The organism is Cellulomonas sp. KU4C (assembly GCF_056868065.1).
The window spans coordinates 2,475,350-2,491,391 of sequence record NZ_CP200322.1; the positions used below are offsets into that span (position 1 = coordinate 2,475,350).

13 protein-coding genes and 3 pseudogenes are annotated in these 16,042 nt (G+C 74.3%); 12 read left to right on the forward strand and 4 right to left on the reverse strand.

Going from position 1 to position 16,042, the window contains the following annotated elements:
- Nucleotides 1-35 precede the first annotated feature (35 nt).
- Nucleotides 36-593 carry a GNAT family N-acetyltransferase gene (locus AC1VL8_RS11785; protein WP_483075286.1) on the reverse strand — a complete coding sequence of 186 codons (558 nt, stop codon included), beginning with the start codon at nt 591-593 and terminating at the stop codon, nt 36-38.
- A gap of 5 nt (nt 594-598) precedes the next feature.
- Nucleotides 599-2,068, reverse strand: coding sequence for an NAD-dependent succinate-semialdehyde dehydrogenase (locus AC1VL8_RS11790; RefSeq protein WP_483075287.1), 1,470 nt, complete (start codon nt 2,066-2,068; stop codon nt 599-601).
- Nucleotides 2,069-2,144: 76 nt separating this feature from the next.
- Between AC1VL8_RS11790 and AC1VL8_RS11795 the strand changes: the two genes are divergently transcribed.
- The gene (locus AC1VL8_RS11795) at nt 2,145-2,957 is read left to right on the forward strand and encodes a thymidylate synthase (protein WP_389227441.1); all 813 of its coding nucleotides are present in this window, start codon (nt 2,145-2,147) and stop codon (nt 2,955-2,957) included.
- 22 nt (nt 2,958-2,979) lie between these two features.
- Here the strand turns inward: AC1VL8_RS11795 and AC1VL8_RS11800 are convergent, their stop codons facing one another.
- Both AC1VL8_RS11800 and AC1VL8_RS11805 read right to left on the reverse strand, forming a co-directional pair.
- Complete coding sequence (locus tag AC1VL8_RS11800) at nt 2,980-3,300, reverse strand: AzlD domain-containing protein (protein WP_389227444.1); 321 nt, start codon at nt 3,298-3,300, stop codon at nt 2,980-2,982.
- Nucleotides 3,297-4,055 (reverse strand): AzlC family ABC transporter permease, encoded by a 759-nt coding sequence (locus AC1VL8_RS11805; protein ID WP_483075288.1) that lies wholly within the window; start codon nt 4,053-4,055, stop codon nt 3,297-3,299. The genes AC1VL8_RS11800 and AC1VL8_RS11805 overlap by 4 nt, the downstream gene beginning before the upstream one ends.
- Nucleotides 4,056-4,291: 236 nt before the next feature.
- Here AC1VL8_RS11805 and AC1VL8_RS11810 point away from each other — a divergent pair.
- The 11 genes and pseudogenes from AC1VL8_RS11810 to AC1VL8_RS11860 all read left to right on the forward strand — a co-directional run.
- A pseudogene (locus AC1VL8_RS11810) lies at nt 4,292-5,252 on the forward strand (carbohydrate ABC transporter permease).
- A complete protein-coding gene (locus AC1VL8_RS11815) occupies nt 5,249-5,575 on the forward strand; it encodes a hypothetical protein (protein ID WP_483075289.1) in 327 nt (108 codons plus the stop codon). The pseudogene AC1VL8_RS11810 and the gene AC1VL8_RS11815 overlap by 4 nt, the downstream one beginning before the upstream one ends.
- Nucleotides 5,536-6,174, forward strand: a complete 639-nt coding sequence (locus AC1VL8_RS11820; protein WP_483075290.1) for a carbohydrate ABC transporter permease — start codon at nt 5,536-5,538, stop codon at nt 6,172-6,174. Before AC1VL8_RS11815 ends, AC1VL8_RS11820 begins: the two co-directional genes overlap by 40 nt.
- Nucleotides 6,175-6,293: 119 nt before the next feature.
- Nucleotides 6,294-7,655 (forward strand): ABC transporter substrate-binding protein, encoded by a 1,362-nt coding sequence (locus AC1VL8_RS11825; RefSeq protein WP_389227456.1) that lies wholly within the window; start codon nt 6,294-6,296, stop codon nt 7,653-7,655.
- Nucleotides 7,652-8,401, forward strand: a complete 750-nt coding sequence (locus tag AC1VL8_RS11830) for a glycerophosphodiester phosphodiesterase (RefSeq protein ID WP_483075291.1) — start codon at nt 7,652-7,654, stop codon at nt 8,399-8,401. The genes AC1VL8_RS11825 and AC1VL8_RS11830 overlap by 4 nt, the downstream gene beginning before the upstream one ends.
- 223 nt (nt 8,402-8,624) lie before the next feature.
- On the forward strand, nt 8,625-9,539 hold the full coding sequence (dapA, locus tag AC1VL8_RS11835) for a 4-hydroxy-tetrahydrodipicolinate synthase (RefSeq protein WP_389227462.1): 915 nt from the start codon (nt 8,625-8,627) through the stop codon (nt 9,537-9,539).
- 12 nt (nt 9,540-9,551) lie between these two features.
- Nucleotides 9,552-11,237 carry a ribonuclease J gene (locus AC1VL8_RS11840; RefSeq protein WP_483075292.1) on the forward strand — a complete coding sequence of 562 codons (1,686 nt, stop codon included), beginning with the start codon at nt 9,552-9,554 and terminating at the stop codon, nt 11,235-11,237.
- 141 nt (nt 11,238-11,378) lie between these two features.
- Nucleotides 11,379-14,121: pseudogene (locus AC1VL8_RS11845) on the forward strand (FtsK/SpoIIIE family DNA translocase).
- Between the two features lie 66 nt (nt 14,122-14,187).
- Nucleotides 14,188-14,895: a CDP-diacylglycerol--glycerol-3-phosphate 3-phosphatidyltransferase gene (pgsA, locus tag AC1VL8_RS11850; RefSeq protein WP_389227471.1), complete on the forward strand. Its 708-nt coding sequence runs from the start codon at nt 14,188-14,190 to the stop codon at nt 14,893-14,895.
- Complete coding sequence (locus AC1VL8_RS11855; RefSeq protein WP_483075293.1) at nt 14,892-15,470, forward strand: CinA family protein; 579 nt, start codon at nt 14,892-14,894, stop codon at nt 15,468-15,470. Before pgsA ends, AC1VL8_RS11855 begins: the two co-directional genes overlap by 4 nt.
- A gap of 170 nt (nt 15,471-15,640) precedes the next feature.
- Nucleotides 15,641-15,772, forward strand: a pseudogene (locus AC1VL8_RS11860) (helix-turn-helix domain-containing protein); the annotation flags it as partial.
- Nucleotides 15,773-16,042 lie beyond the last annotated feature (270 nt).

Consider the following 16,042-nt stretch of genomic DNA (forward strand, 5'->3'; position numbering starts at 1 on the left):
GGAGTGGTGCGGGGCCGGGGGCGGGGTGCGGGGGGTCAGAGGGTGGCGGCCCAGAGGTGCTCGGTGATCTGGCGGGGGTCGTCCTGCTCGCCCAGGACGCGGCGGGCGCCGACGTCGCCGAGGCCGGCGGAGCCGAGGAACTGCTCGCGGGCCGTGTCCCCGTCGATCACCCAGGTCTGGACGCTGGTGGCGCCGTCCTCGTCCCGCAGCAGGTCGACCACCGCGGCCAGCAGCCGGGAGCCGTGCCCGACGCGCCGGGCGCCGGGGTCGACCTCGAGGGCCAGCACCTCCCCGCCGGGGGTGTCGTCCCCGGACCCCGCGGGCGCCACGACCGGGACGACCGAGGCGAACCCCACGAGCCGGGGGCCGTGCAGCGCGACCAGGACCCGGTAGCCGCGGCCCGGGGGAGCGGTGATCGCCGCGGCCCACTGGTCCCGCAGCCGCGCGGGGTCGACGCCGTCCAGGACCGCGTCGCCGAGGACCTCGGCGTGCGTGCTGCGCCACGCGGCGAGCTGGACGTCGGCGATGGCGCGCTCGTCGCCGGGCACCGCGGGGCGCACGGACAGGTCGGAGGTCGCGGGGAGGACGGACATGCCGGTCACAATGCCACGTAGACCGGCTCCAGGTACTCCTCGATGCCGGCCTCGCCGCCCTCCCGCCCGAGGCCCGAGGACTTCACGCCGCCGAACGGCGCGGACGCGTCGGACACCACGCCGCGGTTGATCCCGAGCATCCCCGCCTCGACCTCCTCGGTCAGCCGCATCACCCGGCCGACGTCCCGGGTGTACGCGTACGCGACCAGGCCGAACTCGGTGCCGTTGGCGAGCCGGAGCCCGTCCTCCTCGGTCCCGAACGTCACGACGGGAGCGACCGGGCCGAAGGTCTCCTCGCGCACGACCCGGGCGTCCTCGGGCACCCGGTCCATGACGGTCGGGGCGTAGAAGTGCCCCCGCCCGGGCGGCCGCTCGCCGCCGGTCCGGACCCGGGCGCCCGCGTCGGCGGCCTCGGCGACGACCTCCTCGACGCGTTCGACGGCGGACGGTTCGATCAGCGGCCCGACGGTGACGCCGGGGTCGGTGCCCCGGCCGACGACCAGCTCGTCGAACGCGGCGGTCAGCCGGTCGGTGAACTCCGCGGCGACGCCCTCCTGCACCAGGAACCGGTTCGCGGCGACGCAGGTCTGCCCGGCGTTGCGCATCTTCGCGGCGACGGCGCCCTCGACGGCGGCGTCCAGGTCGGCGTCGTCGAACACCAGGAACGGGGCGTTGCCGCCGAGCTCCATCGACGTGCGCAGCACCCCGTCGGCCGCCTGCTTCAGCAGCGTGCGCCCGACCTCGGTGGACCCGGTGAACGACAGCTTGCGCAGCCGCGGGTCGGCCAGGACCGGCCCGACGAGCGCGCCCGAGGACGACGTCGGCACGACGTTGACCACGCCGGCGGGCAGGTCGCGGGCGTCCAGCTCCTCGCGCAGCAGCTCCGCGACGTACGCCGTGGTCAGCGGGGTGAGCTGCGCGGGCTTGATCACGACCGGGCAGCCGGCGGCCAGCGCCGGCGCGACCTTGCGGGTGATCATCGCGATCGGGAAGTTCCACGGCGTGATGAGCAGCGCGGGGCCGACGGGCCGCCGGAGCACCAGCTGGTGGTGGGTGCCCGCGGGCGCGCGCCGGGTCAGCCCGTCGAGGCGCACGGCCTGCTCGGCGTACCAGCGCACGTACTCGGCGGCGTACTGCACCTCGGCGCGCGCCTCGGCCAGCGGCTTGCCGCCCTCGGCGGTCACCAGCGCCGCCAGGTCCTCGCCGCGCGCGACCATCGCGTCGTAGAGCGCGCGCAGCAGGTCCGACCGGACGCGTGGTGCGGCGGCACGCCAGGCGGGTGCCGCCCGGTGGGCCGCGTCGAGCGCGGCGAGGCCGTCCTCGGGTGTGGCGTCCGCCACCTCGAACAGCACCTCGGTCGTGGCGGGGTCGGACACGGGGAACGTGCGCCGGCCCGCGGCGGCGCGCCACGTGCCGTCGACCAGCAGGCCGGTCGGGGTGTGCGCGGCGACGTACGGCGGCAGCGACGAGGTCATGGCGCCCAGTGTCGACCCGGGGCTCGCGCGGGGCACGTCGGCCACGGGGTCGCACCGCCTGCCTACGATGGGGCCCATGACGACCCCGGCCGTGCCCGCGACCCCGTACGAGGACCTGCTCCGGCTGGTGCTCGACACCGGCACCCCGAAGGGCGACCGCACCGGCACCGGGACGCGCAGCGTGTTCGGCCACCAGATGCGGTTCGACCTCGCCCAGGGCTTCCCGCTGGTCACCACCAAGCGCGTGCACCTGCGGTCGGTGGTCGGCGAGCTGCTGTGGTTCCTGCGCGGCGACTCGAACGTGCGCTGGCTCCAGGAGCATGGCGTGAAGATCTGGGACGAGTGGGCGGACGCGGACGGCGAGCTCGGCCCGGTGTACGGCGTGCAGTGGCGGTCCTGGCCGACGCCCGACGGCGGCACGGTCGACCAGCTCGCCCAGGTCCTCGAGGCGCTGCGGACCGACCCGGACTCGCGCCGGCACGTCGTCTCGGCGTGGAACGTCGCGGACATCCCGTCGATGGCGCTGGCCCCGTGCCACGCGTTCTTCCAGTTCCACGTGGCCGACGGGAAGCTGTCCTGCCAGCTCTACCAGCGGTCGGCCGACCTGTTCCTGGGCGTGCCGTTCAACATCGCCTCGTACGCGCTGCTCACGCACATGGTGGCGCAGCAGGTGGGCCTCGAGGTCGGCGACTTCGTCTGGACCGGCGGCGACTGCCACATCTACGACAACCACGTGGAGCAGGTCACCGAGCAGCTGACCCGCGAGCCCTACCCGCTGCCGACGCTGCGCCTGCGCCAGGCCGACTCGCTGTTCGACTACACCTTCGAGGACGTCGAGGTGCTGGACTACCAGCACCACCCGGCGATCAAGGCGCCCGTCGCGGTCTGACGCGCGCCGGGAGCCAGGGGCGTCAGGGCATCCCGAGCAGGCGCAGCAGCGCGGCCGTCGCCGCGGCCAGCAGCACCACCAGCACGAACGGCGCCCGCAGCAGCAGCGCCACCCCGGCGACGACCAGCGCCACCACCCGGGCGTCCAGCACCAGCGAGCCGCCGGTCGTCCCGACCTGCACCGCCACGAGCGCGGCGAGCAGCGCGGCCGTGACCAGGGCGGCGGTCCGGGTGACCCGCGGCCGGTCGAGCACGCGCTGCGGCACGACGTGCCCGGCGACCTTGGTCGCCAGCACCACGACGGACGCGGCCAGCACCGCGGCCCACACGCCGAGGCGGCTCACGGGGTCACCGCCGGGGGAGCGGCGAGCGGCGCGCCGTCGTCGCCGGGGCGCTCCAGCGCCCCGACCACCACGGCCAGCGCCGCCGCCGCGAGGACCGGCACCCCGGCTGGCACCAGCGGCGTGAGCGCGAGCGCGACGCCCGCCGCCGCGACGGCCACCACCCGCGTCGTGCGGATCTCCCGCAGCCGCGCGGCCGTCCGCGGCCCGCCGCCGGTGCCGAGCCGCGGCCACAGCAGCGCGAGGAACGCCGCCCCCGCCGCCGCGTCCAGCCCGTACCGCCGCGGGTCGCCGAGCGCGTCCCCGAGCAGCGCACCCAGCAGTGTGCAGGCGTTCCAGCACACGAACACCCCGGCACCCGTCCACCAGAACCCCGCCCGCGACGCGGCCCGCGAGGGCTGCGCGGTGCCGACGGCGGTGGACTCGTCGATCGTCAGGTGCGCGGCCAGCAGCCGCCGCCAGCCGTGCGCCCCGAGCAGCGGCGCCATCTGCACGCCGTACAGCCCGTTGCGGGCGCCGAGCAGACCGGCGGTGGCGACGACCGCGCCGAGGCCGCCCCCGGCGCCCAGCACGCCGACGGCGGCGAACTGCGAGCCGCCGCTGAACATCAGCAGGCTCAGGGCCATCGTCTGCGGCAGGTCGAGGCCCGCGACCGACAGGGCCCCGAACGAGACGCCGTACAGCCCGGTCGCGAGCGACACGGACACGGCCGTCCGGACGGCCGCGCGGACGGCCGGGTCGGGGGTGGGGGAGCGCACGCGACGAGGGTACGGGGGCGCTGCCCGGCCGCGCGGCCTCGACCAGCACCCGACCTGACGTCGACCTCCCGTCGACCTGCGGGTGGACGGCGCCAACCCCGGGTGAACGGTCCGGGAAGGCCCGCGGAACATCGTCGCGAACGGCTCGATCCGGGTCGCGGGGCCACGCAGAGTGGTCAGGGCCGCGACGAAGCGGGCCGTGCACCTGCCCCCTCCACCGAAGCGGATCCCTCCCCGTGACCACTGCCGACGTCCTCGCCCCGCCTCCGGCGGCCGCGCCCCCGCGCGCGACCGTCCGGCGACGGAGCCCCCTGGAGCAGCGCCGCCGCCGGTCGGCCCTGCTGTGGTTCCTCCTGCTCGCCGGGCCGAACGTGGCCCTGCTGCTGGTGTTCGTCTACCGGCCGCTGCTCGAGTCGTTCTACCTGTCCACCCTCCAGTGGAACCTCGGCTCGCCCGTCGCCCGGCAGATCGGGCTGGGCAACTACATCGAGCTGTTCACCGCGCCGAGCACCGGGCGGATCGTGACGACGACGGTCGTGTTCACGGTCGCCACGGTCGGCGGGGCGATGGTGCTGGGCCTCGGCCTGGCGGTGCTGCTCAACCAGAAGCTGCGCGGCCGCGGGTTCGCGCGGACCGTCGCGTTCGCGCCCTACGTGCTGTCCGGGTTCGCGGTCGGCATCCTCTGGCTGTTCATCTTCGACCCGCGCTACGGCCTGATGCGCGAGGTGCTGAGCTGGGTCGGGGCGTCGTCGCCCCAGTGGTACACCCAGCGCCCCTGGCCGCTGGTCATGGTGATCGTGGTCTACCTGTGGAAGAACCTCGGCTACGTCGCCCTGATCTACCTGGCCGGTCTGCAGTCCGTCCCGCAGGACCTCAAGGACGCCGCCGCCCTCGACGGGGCCTCCGGCTACCGGACCCTGCGGTCGATCACGCTGCCGCTGCTCACGCCGACGTCGTTCTTCCTGCTCATCACGATGATGCTCGCGTCGCTGCAGTCCTTCGACATCATCAAGGCGATGACCCAGGGCGGGCCGCTCGGGTCCACCACGACGCTCATGTACTCCGTCTACCAGGAGAAGCTTCGTCAACGGCCGCGCGGGCTACGCCTCCGCCGTCGCCACGGTCCTGTTCCTCGTGCTGCTGGCCGTCACCGCGGTGCAGATGCGGTTCGTCCAGCGGAAGGTGCACTACGCATGAGCGTCCTGACCCCCAAGCGCCCGCGCACCGCGGAGCAGGCCCCGCCCGCGGCGCCGCCCGCCGCGCAGGTGCGGCCGACGAGCGCCTCCTCCCGACCGGGTCGCACGCAGCGCCCGCACGTCGTCAGCTACCTGACGATGATCCTGGCGACCGTCGTGCTCGGTGCCCCGCTGGTCTGGATGCTGCTCGCCAGCCTCAAGACGCCGGCCGAGCTTGCCAGCTCCCGCTCCAGTGGCTGCCCGGCGCCCCGAGCCTGGACAACTACGCCCAGGCGGCCGACACCGTGCCGCTGGGCCGGCTACTCGCGAACAGCGTCGGCCTGACGGTCGTCGGCGCGGGCCTGAAGGTCGCGCTCGGCCTCACCTGCGCCTACGCGCTGGTGTTCCTGGAGATCCCGTTCAAGAAGGTCGTGTTCGGGCTGGTCATCGCGACGCTGATGATCCCGCCGCAGGTCACGATCATCCCGAACTACACCCTGGTGGCCGACCTCGGCTGGCTGAACACCTACCAGGGCATCCTCGTGCCGGGCCTGGCCAGCGCGTTCGGCACGTTCCTGTTCCGGCAGCACTTCCTGACGCTGCCGACGTCGATCCTCGAGGCGGCGGAGCTGGACGGTGCCGGGCACTGGCGCCGGCTGTGGCGGTTCGTCGTGCCGATGAGCGCGCCCACCATCGCGGCGGTCACCCTCGTGTCCGTCGTCACCGAGTGGAACGACTACCTCTGGCCGTTCCTCGTCATCGACCGCCCCGACAAGATGACGCTGCCCATCGGGCTGACCCTGCTGCAGAACATCGACGGCCTGACCAACTGGGGCGTGCTGCTCGCCGCCACGGTCGTCGTGACCCTGCCGATCCTCGTGGTCTTCCTGGTCCTGCAGCGCCGGCTCGTCGCCGGCCTCACCGCGGGCGCCGTCACCGGCTGACCCGCGCCCGCACCACCCCCCGAAGACGTGGCCGGTCCGCCGGCCGCCCCGGCGGTCGTGCCCCCGCACGCCCGTCACCGCGCACCCACCCGGGTGCCCACCCCCGAAGGAGCACCACCGTGTCCCACTCCCAGAGGCGTCGCCGCGGTACCACCGCCCTCGCCGCTGCCGTCGCCGGCGCCACCCTCGCCCTCACCGCCTGCGGCGGCCCGAGCGTCGGCGCCGAGACCTCGGAGACCGAGCAGGCCGAGGCGACCGACTGGTCGCAGGTCGAGCCCGCCTCGGAGATCACCTGGTGGAGCAACCACCCCGGCCAGTCCCAGGCCGTGGAGGAGCAGCTCATCGCCGCGTTCGAGGCCGAGAACCCCGACATCAAGGTCAACCTCGTGACCGCGGGCGCCAACTACGACGAGGTCGCCCAGCGGTTCCAGGCGTCCTCGCAGACCGACGAGAAGCCCGACCTGGTCATCGCGTCGGACGTGTGGTGGTTCCGCTACCACCTGAACGACCAGATCATGCCCCTGGACGACGTCTTCGAGTACCTGGACGCCGACGCCGAGGACCTCCAGCCCGGCCTGTACGGCGACTACGAGTACGACGGCCGGCACTGGGCGGCGCCGTACGCGCGCTCGACGCCGCTGTTCTACTACAACAAGACGATGTGGCAGGCCGCCGGGCTGCCCGACCAGGGCCCCGAGACCTGGGAGCAGCTCCAGGAGTGGAGCACCGCCCTCGAGGCGCAGGTCCCCGCCGAGGGCTCGCCGTTCGGCCTCAGCCTGGGCACCTCCTGGTCCGCCTGGTGGTTCGAGAACATGATCTGGGGCGCCGGCGGCCAGTACTCCGACGAGTTCGACGTCACGCTCGACTCCGACGAGGCGCTCGCGGGCGGCGAGTTCCTGCGCGGCCTGTTCCACGGGGACGACGCCATCGCCACGGTCTCGGCCGACGACTCGATGGCCGACTTCTCGGCGGGCCTGATCGCCTCGACCATCGGCTCCACCGGCTCGCTCAAGGGCGCGCTCGACGCGGCGCAGTTCGAGGTCGGCACCGCGTTCCTGCCCGACGGCCCCGCGGGCGGCGGCACGCCGACCGGCGGCACCGGCCTGGCGATCTCCTCGTCCAGCACCCCGGAGGAGCAGCTCGCGTCCGCGATGTTCCTGGAGTTCCTCACGAACACCGAGAACACCGCGACCTTCTCGCAGGCGACCGGCTACATGCCCGTGCGCACCTCGGCCGTCGAGTCCGACACCATGAAGTCCGTGTACGAGACCTACCCCCAGTTCCGCACGGCCGTGGACCAGCTCGCCGAGAAGGCCCGCCCCCAGGACTACATCCGCGTGTTCGTCCCGGGCGCCGACGCGCTGCTGACCGACGCGATCGAGCAGATCGTCCTCGAGGGCACCGACCCGGCCGAGGCGTTCGGCGGCATCACGCCGCAGATCGAGACGGCCTACCGCGAGAACGTCGAGCCCTACCTGTGACCGTCCCCGTCGTCGTCGCTCACCGCGGCAGCTCCGCGGTGGCACCGCAGAACACGCTCGCCGCGTTCGAGGCCGCCTGGCGGTCCGGCGCGGGCAGCATCGAGATCGACATCCAGCCCACGGCCGACGGCCACGTGGTGGTGATCCACGACGACACCGTCGAGGCCACCACCGACGGGCAGGGCGTCGTCACCGAGATGACGCTCGAGGCGCTGCGGGCGCTCGACGCCGGCTCCTGGTTCGCCCCGGCGTACGCCGGGCAGCGGGTGCCGACGTTCGGCGAGGTCCTGGACCTCATGGTCCGGCGCCCGGGGATCGACCTGCTGCTGGAGCTCAAGGGCGCCTGGACCACCGAGCAGGTCCGGCCCGTCACCGCCGCGATCCGCGCGGCGGGCCTGGCGGACCGGGTGATCGGGCAGAGCTTCTGGCCGCAGAGCGTCACCGCACTGGCCGAGGCCGACCCCGACCTGCGCCGCGGGCTGCTGGTCTTCGAGGTGCCGGACGGCCTCGACGCCCTCGTCGCGACCTGCGCGGAGCTCGGCGTCATGACCTGCAACCCCTACGGGCCCCTGCTGGTCACGCACCCCGACCTGGTCGACCGGCTGCACGCCGCCGGGCTCCAGGTCCAGGTGTGGACGCTCAACGAGCCCGAGCAGTGGGCGGCGGCCGTGGAGCTCGGCGTCGACGCGGTCATCACCGACCGCCCCGACCGCCTGGCCGGCTGGCTCGCCGCCCGCGCGGCCTGACCCACCCGCTCCACCCGCTCCACCCGCTCCACCCGCTCCACCCGCTCCACCCGCGCCGAGACAGGACTCCGGCGCCGAGACAGGTCGCCCTGGCGTCCTGTCTCGGCCCGCAGGCCCTGTCTCGGCGTGGTGCGTGGCGCGTGCGCGTCGGGCGGGGTGCGTGGCGCGTCGCGGGCGTGGACCGGGTGCGCCGTCGACGCAGCCGGGGCGGTACCGTGGCCCCATGCTCCCCGCCACCTCGTCGCGCCCGTTCGGCGCGGTGCTCACCGCGATGGTCACGCCGATGGGCGAGGACGGCGCGGTCGACCTCGACGCCGCGGTGGCGCTGGCGACGCACCTGGTGGACCACGGGCACGACGGTCTCGTGCTGAACGGCACCACCGGCGAGTCGCCCACGACGCACGCCCCCGAGAAGGCCGAGCTGATCCGCGCGGTGGTCGCGGCGGTGGGGGACCGGGCGGCGGTCGTCGCCGGCGCCGGCTCCAACGACACCCTGCACGCCGTCCGGATGGCCGAGCAGGCCGCCGAGGCCGGCGCCGACGGGCTGCTCGTCGTGAGCCCCTACTACTCCCGGCCCTCGCAGGAGGGCGTCGTGCGGCACGTGACGGCCGTCGCCGACTCCACGCCGCTGCCGGTGATGCTCTACGACGTGCCCGGTCGCACCGGCGTCCGGTTCGCGCCCGCGACGCTCGACGCGCTCGCCGCCCACGACCGCGTCGTCGCGATGAAGGACGCCACCGGCGACCTGTACGCCGCCGCGCAGGCCGCGGCCCGCACCGGGCTCGCCTGGTACAGCGGCGACGACTCGCTCTACCTGCCGTTCCTCGCCCACGGCGCGGCCGGCATCGTCAGCGTCGTCGGCCACGTGGCCGGCCCGCAGCTCGCCGCGATCACCGCGGCCCACGACGCGGGGGACCACGCCCGCGCGCTCCAGATCTTCTTGTCGATCGCACCGGCGATCGACGCGTTGAACGGCCAGGGGTTCCAGGCGGTGGCCGCGAAGGCCGCGGTCTGGTCCCTCGGCCTCATCCCGTCCCGCCACCTGCGGCTGCCGAACGTGGCCGCACCGGACGAGGACGTCGAGGCCGTGCGCGCAGGACTGCGCGCCGCGGGCCTCGACGGCGTCCTCGCCGCCTAGTACAGGAGAAGCATGTCCCACCCGCACCCCGACCTCGCCCTGCCGCCCGCCCTGCCGGACGGCGCCCTGCGCATCGTGGCCCTCGGCGGCCTCGGCGAGGTCGGTCGCAACATGGCCGTCCTCGAGTACGACGGCCGCCTGCTCATCATCGACTGCGGCGTCCTGTTCCCCGAGGACCACCAGCCCGGCGTCGACCTGATCCTGCCGGACTTCGACTACATCGCCGACCGGCTCGACGACATCGACGCGGTCGTCCTCACCCACGGGCACGAGGACCACATCGGCGCGGTGCCGTACCTCCTGCGGCTGCGCAAGGACATCCCGCTGATCGGCTCGCAGCTCACGCTCGCGTTCGTCGAGGCGAAGCTCAAGGAGCACCGGATCACCCCGCTGACCCACGCGGTCAAGGAGGGGGAGACCGAGAAGGTCGGCCCGTTCTCGCTCGAGTTCGTCGCGGTGAACCACTCCATCCCGGACGCGCTGGCCGTCGCGGTCACCACGCCCGCGGGCACCGTGCTGCACACCGGCGACTTCAAGATGGACCAGCTGCCGCTCGACGGCCGGATCACCGACCTGCGCGCGTTCGCCCGCCTGGGCGAGCAGGGCGTCGACCTGTTCATGGTCGACTCCACCAACGCCGAGGTCCCCGGCTTCGTCACCCCCGAGCGCGAGATCGGGCCGGTGCTGGACGGCGTGTTCGCCACGTCCGCCCGCAAGATCGTCGTCGCCTCGTTCTCCTCGCACGTGCACCGCGTGCAGCAGGTCCTCGACGCCGCCGCCGCGCACGAGCGCAAGGTCGCGCTGGTCGGCCGCTCGATGATCCGCAACATGACCATCGCGGCCGAGCTCGGCTACCTCAAGGTGCCCGAGGGCGTCCTGGTCGACGCGAAGCGCCTCGGCGACATCCGCGACGACGAGCTGGTGCTCATGTGCACCGGCTCCCAGGGCGAGCCGATGGCGGCGCTGTCCCGGATCGCCAACAACGACCACAAGATCTCGGTCGGCATCGGCGACACGGTCATCCTCGCGTCGTCGCTGATCCCGGGGAACGAGAACGCCGTCTACCGGGTCATCAACGGCCTGACCCGGCTCGGCGCGCGCGTCGTGCACGGCGGCAACGCCAAGGTGCACGTCTCCGGCCACGCCAGCGCCGGCGAGCTCCTGTACTGCTACAACATCCTCAAGCCGCGCAACGTCATGCCGGTGCACGGCGAGGTCCGGCACCTGGTCGCCAACGGGGCGCTCGCGGTGAAGTCGGGCGTCCCGGCCGACCGCGTGGTGCTCGCCGAGGACGGCGTGGTCGTCGACCTGGTCGACGGTCGGGCGAGCGTCGTCGGCGCCGTGCCCTGCGGGTACGTGTTCGTCGACGGCTCCAGCGTCGGCGAGATCACCGAGGCCGACCTCAAGGACCGCCGCATCCTCGGCGACGAGGGCTTCATCTCGATCTTCGCCGTGGTCAGCTCGACGGACGGCAAGGTCCTCACCCAGCCGCAGATCCACGCGCGCGGGTTCGCCGAGGACGACGCGGTGTTCCAGGGCATCCTCCCCGACGTGGTCGCCGCGCTCGAGGACGCCACCCGCACCGGGGCCGTCGACACGCACCAGCTGCAGCAGGTCGTGCGCCGCGTCGTGGGGCGCTGGGTGTCCAACCGCCTGCGCCGCCGGCCGATGATCATCCCGGTCGTCGTCGCGGCCTGACGCCGGTCGCGCCCCGGCGGGGCGCCCCCGGAGCCGCACGTCCCGCCCCGCGAGGGCGGGACGTGTGGCCCCGGTCACCGACACGCCTCGACGGGGCCCGGGTCCGCGGGTCGACGGGCCCCGGCGGCTACCGTGAGGACCATGGCCGCACGTCCGTCCTCCACCGCCACCCGCGGGTCTGCGGCTACCGGGTCGCGCGCCCGCAGCGGCGCGCAGGCCGGCCGCGCGTCCGGTTCCGGCTCCCGCGCCTCCGGTGCGAAGGCCGCGCCGCCGCCCCCGTCGCGTCCGGCCCTGCCGATCCGCATGGTCCGCGGCATCTGGATGGGTGCCGCCCACGTCGTCGGCGGCGCCGCCCGCCGGGTCGGCCGCGGCGCCCGCGACCTCGACCCCGGCCTGCGCCGGGACGGGGCCGCCTTCTTCCTGCTCGCCCTGGCCATCGTGGTCGCCGTGCGCGAGTGGTGGGGCCTGGACGGCATGGCCGCCGACGCGGTGCACGTGGTCGTCGCCGGCACGTTCGGCCGGGTCGCCGTGGCGGTGCCCCTCGCGCTGGTGCTCGTCGCCGTCCGGCTGATGCGGCACCCCGAGCAGGAGCAGGCCAACTCCCGCATCGGTATCGGCGTCACCGCCATCACCCTCGCCGCCTGCGGCCTGGTGCACGTCCAGCAGGGCCTGCCGGCGCCGTCCGGCGGGTTCGAGCCCGTGCGCGACGCGGGCGGCATCATCGGGTACCTCGTCGGCACGCCCCTGGTCAGCCTCGTCACCGCGTGGGCGACGGTCCCGCTGCTCGTGCTGCTCGCGTTCTTCGGCGTGCTGGTGGTCACCGCGACCCCCGTCAACCAGATCGGCCCGCGCCTGCGCGGCGTCTACGACCGGCTCACCGGCAACCACCGCGACGAGGACGTCGTCGAGGACGAGGACGCGCCGCTGGTCATCAACGCCGGTCACACGGCGGTCGAGGAGCCCCCGGCCAAGCCCGCGCGCACGGGGCTGCTCGGCCGACGCAAGCGCGAGCGCGAGGCCGCTCAGGCCGCGGAGGCCGCGCTGCTCGAGGGCTACGCGGGCGACGAGGCCTTCGAGCGCGCCGCCATCGTGGACCGGCGCCGCCGCGACGAGGAGGACGCCACCGCGGTCCTGGACCCGGACGACCTCGCCGACGACGTCGACGTCCCCCGCGCCCCGACCGCCCCGACCCAGGCGGTCACCGCCGTCGGCGCGACCACGCCGGCCGAGCGCCCCGAGCCCGTCGCGCCGCCCACCACGGGCGTGCCCCGCGGCGAGCAGCCGATGCTCGAGGGCGACGTGCTCTACACGCTGCCGTCCGAGGACGTGCTCGCCAAGGGGGCGCCGCACAAGGTCCGGTCCGCGGCGAACGACCGGGTCGTCGAGGCCCTGACCAGCGTGCTCGAGAACTTCGAGATCGACGCCCAGGTCACCGGGTTCACCCGCGGCCCGACCGTCACCCGGTACGAGGTCGAGCTCGGCAAGGGCGTCAAGGTCGAGCGCGTCACCGCCCTGAGCAAGAACATCGCGTACGCGGTCGCCAGCGCCGACGTGCGCATCCTGTCGCCGATCCCCGGCAAGTCCGCCATCGGCATCGAGATCCCGAACACCGACCGCGAGACCGTGTCGCTCGGCGACGTGCTCCGGTCCAGCGCGTCCCGGCGCACCGAGCACCCGATGGTGATCGGCGTCGGCAAGGACGTCGAGGGCGGCTACGTCGTCGCGAACCTCGCCAAGATGCCGCACATGCTCGTCGCCGGTGCGACCGGAGCCGGCAAGTCGTCGTTCGTGAACTCGATGATCGTGTCGATCCTCATGCGGTCGACCCCCGACCAGGTCCGCATGGTGCTGGTCGACCCGAAGCGCGTCGAGCTCACCGTCTACGAGGGCATCCCGCACCTCATCACCCCGATCATCACCAACCCGAAGAAGGCCGCCGAGGCCCTCGAGTGGGTGGTCCGGGAGATGGAGGCGCGCTACGACGACCTCGCGATGTTCGGGTTCAAGCACATCGACGACTTCAACGCCGCGGTCAAGGCCGGCAAGGTCAAGCCGCTGCCCGGCTCCGAGCGGAAGATCGCCGCCTACCCGTACCTGCTCGTGATCGTCGACGAGCTCGCCGACCTCATGATGGTCGCGCCGCGCGACGTCGAGGCCTCGATCCAGCGGATCACCCAGCTCGCGCGCGCCGCCGGCATCCACCTGGTGCTCGCCACCCAGCGGCCGTCGGTCGACGTCGTCACCGGCCTCATCAAGGCCAACGTGCCGTCCCGCCTCGCGTTCGCCACCTCGTCGCTCACCGACTCCCGCGTCGTGCTCGACCAGCCCGGCGCCGAGAAGCTGATCGGCCAGGGCGACGCGCTGTTCCTGCCGATGGGCGCCGCGAAGCCGATGCGCACGCAGGGGGCCTGGGTCTCCGAGAGCGAGATCCACGCGGTCGTCCAGCACGTGAAGACCCAGCTCAAGCCCGTCTACCGCGAGGACGTCGCCGTCGCCGCGGTGAAGAAGCAGGTCGACGAGGACATCGGCGACGACCTGGACCTGCTGCTGCAGGCCGCCGAGCTCGTCGTCACGACGCAGTTCGGCTCCACGTCGATGCTCCAGCGCAAGCTTCCGGGTCGGGTTCGCGAAGGCCGGTCGGCTGATGGACCTGCTCGAGTCCCGCGAGATCGTCGGTCCCTCCGAGGGGTCGAAGGCCCGCGAGGTGATGGTGCAGCCCGACGACCTGCCGGGGACGCTCGCGATGCTCCGCGGCGAGCCCGAGCCCGGCGCCGCGGCTGCCCCGTCCGGCGGCGACGACCGGTACGCCGCGCCCGAGGGCCGGATGCCGGGAGAGCCGCCCGAGGCGGTCGACTACCACGACGACGCGGACGACCTGCGCTGAGCATGCGTCCCGGGGCGGGCGCCCGCGATTCCGACGTGAGGCGCCCCGCCCCGTAGGCTGTGGCGGGTGAGCCGCCCTTCGCCGTGGAACGTCGCCAACCTCGTCACGGTGCTGCGCATCGTCGTGGTGCCGTTCTTCGCGTGGACCCTGCTGGTCGACGGCGGGCAGGACGTGACCTGGCGGCTCGTCGCGACCGGGCTGTTCGTGCTCGCGGCCGCGACCGACCGGGTCGACGGGTACCTCGCGCGGCGGATGGGCCTGGTCACCGACCTCGGCAAGATGCTCGACCCGATCGCCGACAAGGCGCTGATCGGGTCCGCGCTGGTCGCGCTGTCCTGGCTCGGGGACCTCAGCTGGTGGGTGACCGCCGCGATCCTCGTGCGCGAGCTCGGCATCACCGTGATGCGGTTCTTCCTGCTCCGGTACGTCGTACTACCCGCCTCGCGCGGCGGCAAGATCAAGACCGTCATGCAGTCCGTGGCGGTCGGCGCGTTCCTGCTGCCGCTCGACCACCTGCCGACGTTCGCCCTCGTGATCGCGAGCGTCCTGATGGGCGTGGCCGTGGTCGTCACCCTGGTCACCGGCGCCGACTACGTGCGCACCGCGGTCCGCGTGCGGCGCGAGGCCGCCGCGGGCGGGCACGACGTCGCGCGGCGCGCCGCCGAGACCGGGACGACCGCGCCCGCCGGAGACGTCCCCGACGACGCCGCGGCCCCGGGGCACCGGCCCGGAGGACCCGGGAGCGGGCCCGACGCGGTGACGCCACGCCGGTGACCGGCCCGGAGGCGACCGGCCCGGCGACCCCGTCGGCGCACCCGGACGCGCCCGAGGCCGCGCAGGCGCTGCTGGCCGCGCTGCGGGAGCGGTCCTGGTCCGTCGCGACCGCCGAGTCCCTGACCGGGGGCCAGGTCGTCGCCGCACTCGTGGACGTCCCGGGCGCGTCGCGGTCGGTCCGCGGCGGGGTCGTGGCCTACGCCACCGACGCGAAGGCCTCGGTGCTCGGCGTCGACGCCGACCTGCTCGCGGCGCACGGCGCGGTGCACCCCGACGTCGCCCGACAGATGGCCGAGCGCGTGCGCGGCGTGCTCGGCGCCGACGTGGGGCTCAGCACCACCGGCGTCGCCGGCCCGGACCCGCAGGACGGGTTTTCACCCGGCACGGTGCACATCGCGGTCGCGACCCCGGCGGGCACCGTGGTCCGGACGCTGGCCCTGGTCGGGGACCGTGCCGGGATCCGCGCCGCGACCTGCGCCGCCGTGCTGCGCGAGGCGGTCGACGCGGTCCGGTCGGCGGACGCCCCGGGCGGCCCGGGAACACCGGAGGGTCCCTCCGCGTTGGGCATCACGTGAGGAACACCAGACCGACCACCCGCCCCGGCACTGCCCGTGTCGGCGGCGACCTGTACGGTGGGACCCTCCCTGAGCGGAGCCACAAGAGTGCCGCGCTCGTCAGGAAGGCGCCCCTGGGCGCTCCGGCGGGACGGCAGGAGCAGGAACGGGACACGAAGGGGGGACGCCAGATGGTCGTGTTGCGCCGTGAGATCGGTGACGTGCTGCGGAACGCCCGGCAGCGGCAGGGCCGGACGCTGCGCGAGGTGTCCTCCGCGGCCCGCGTGTCGCTGGGGTACCTCAGCGAGGTCGAGCGCGGGCAGAAGGAGGCGTCGTCGGAGCTGCTGGCCAGCATCTGCGACGCGCTCGACACCCCGCTGTCGATCGTGCTGCGCGAGGTGAGCGACCGCATCGCGGTGGCCGAGGGTCTGCTGATCCCCGACACCGTCCCCGCGGACCTCGCGTCGGCACTCGCCCGGCAGGACCGGGCCTGGGCCCGTCAGCGGGCGGGCTCGCGCCGATCGGCTGAGCCCACCCCGGACGTCCGACGCCCGGTCGCACCCGCCCCACCGGCGGCGCGCGACCGGGCGTCG

Excerpts from the sequence above, each read along its gene's own strand:
- AC1VL8_RS11840 (WP_483075292.1), top strand. The coding sequence starts at position 9,552 with ATGTCCCACCCGCACCCCGACCTCGCCCTGCCGCCCGCCCTGCCGGAC.
- AC1VL8_RS11795 (WP_389227441.1), top strand. The coding sequence starts at position 2,145 with ATGACGACCCCGGCCGTGCCCGCGACCCCGTACGAGGACCTGCTCCGG.
- AC1VL8_RS11790 (WP_483075287.1), bottom strand. The coding sequence starts at position 2,068 with ATGACCTCGTCGCTGCCGCCGTACGTCGCCGCGCACACCCCGACCGGC.
- AC1VL8_RS11815 (WP_483075289.1), top strand. The coding sequence starts at position 5,249 with ATGAGCGTCCTGACCCCCAAGCGCCCGCGCACCGCGGAGCAGGCCCCG.
- AC1VL8_RS11785 (WP_483075286.1), bottom strand. The coding sequence starts at position 593 with ATGTCCGTCCTCCCCGCGACCTCCGACCTGTCCGTGCGCCCCGCGGTG.
- dapA (WP_389227462.1), top strand. The coding sequence starts at position 8,625 with ATGCTCCCCGCCACCTCGTCGCGCCCGTTCGGCGCGGTGCTCACCGCG.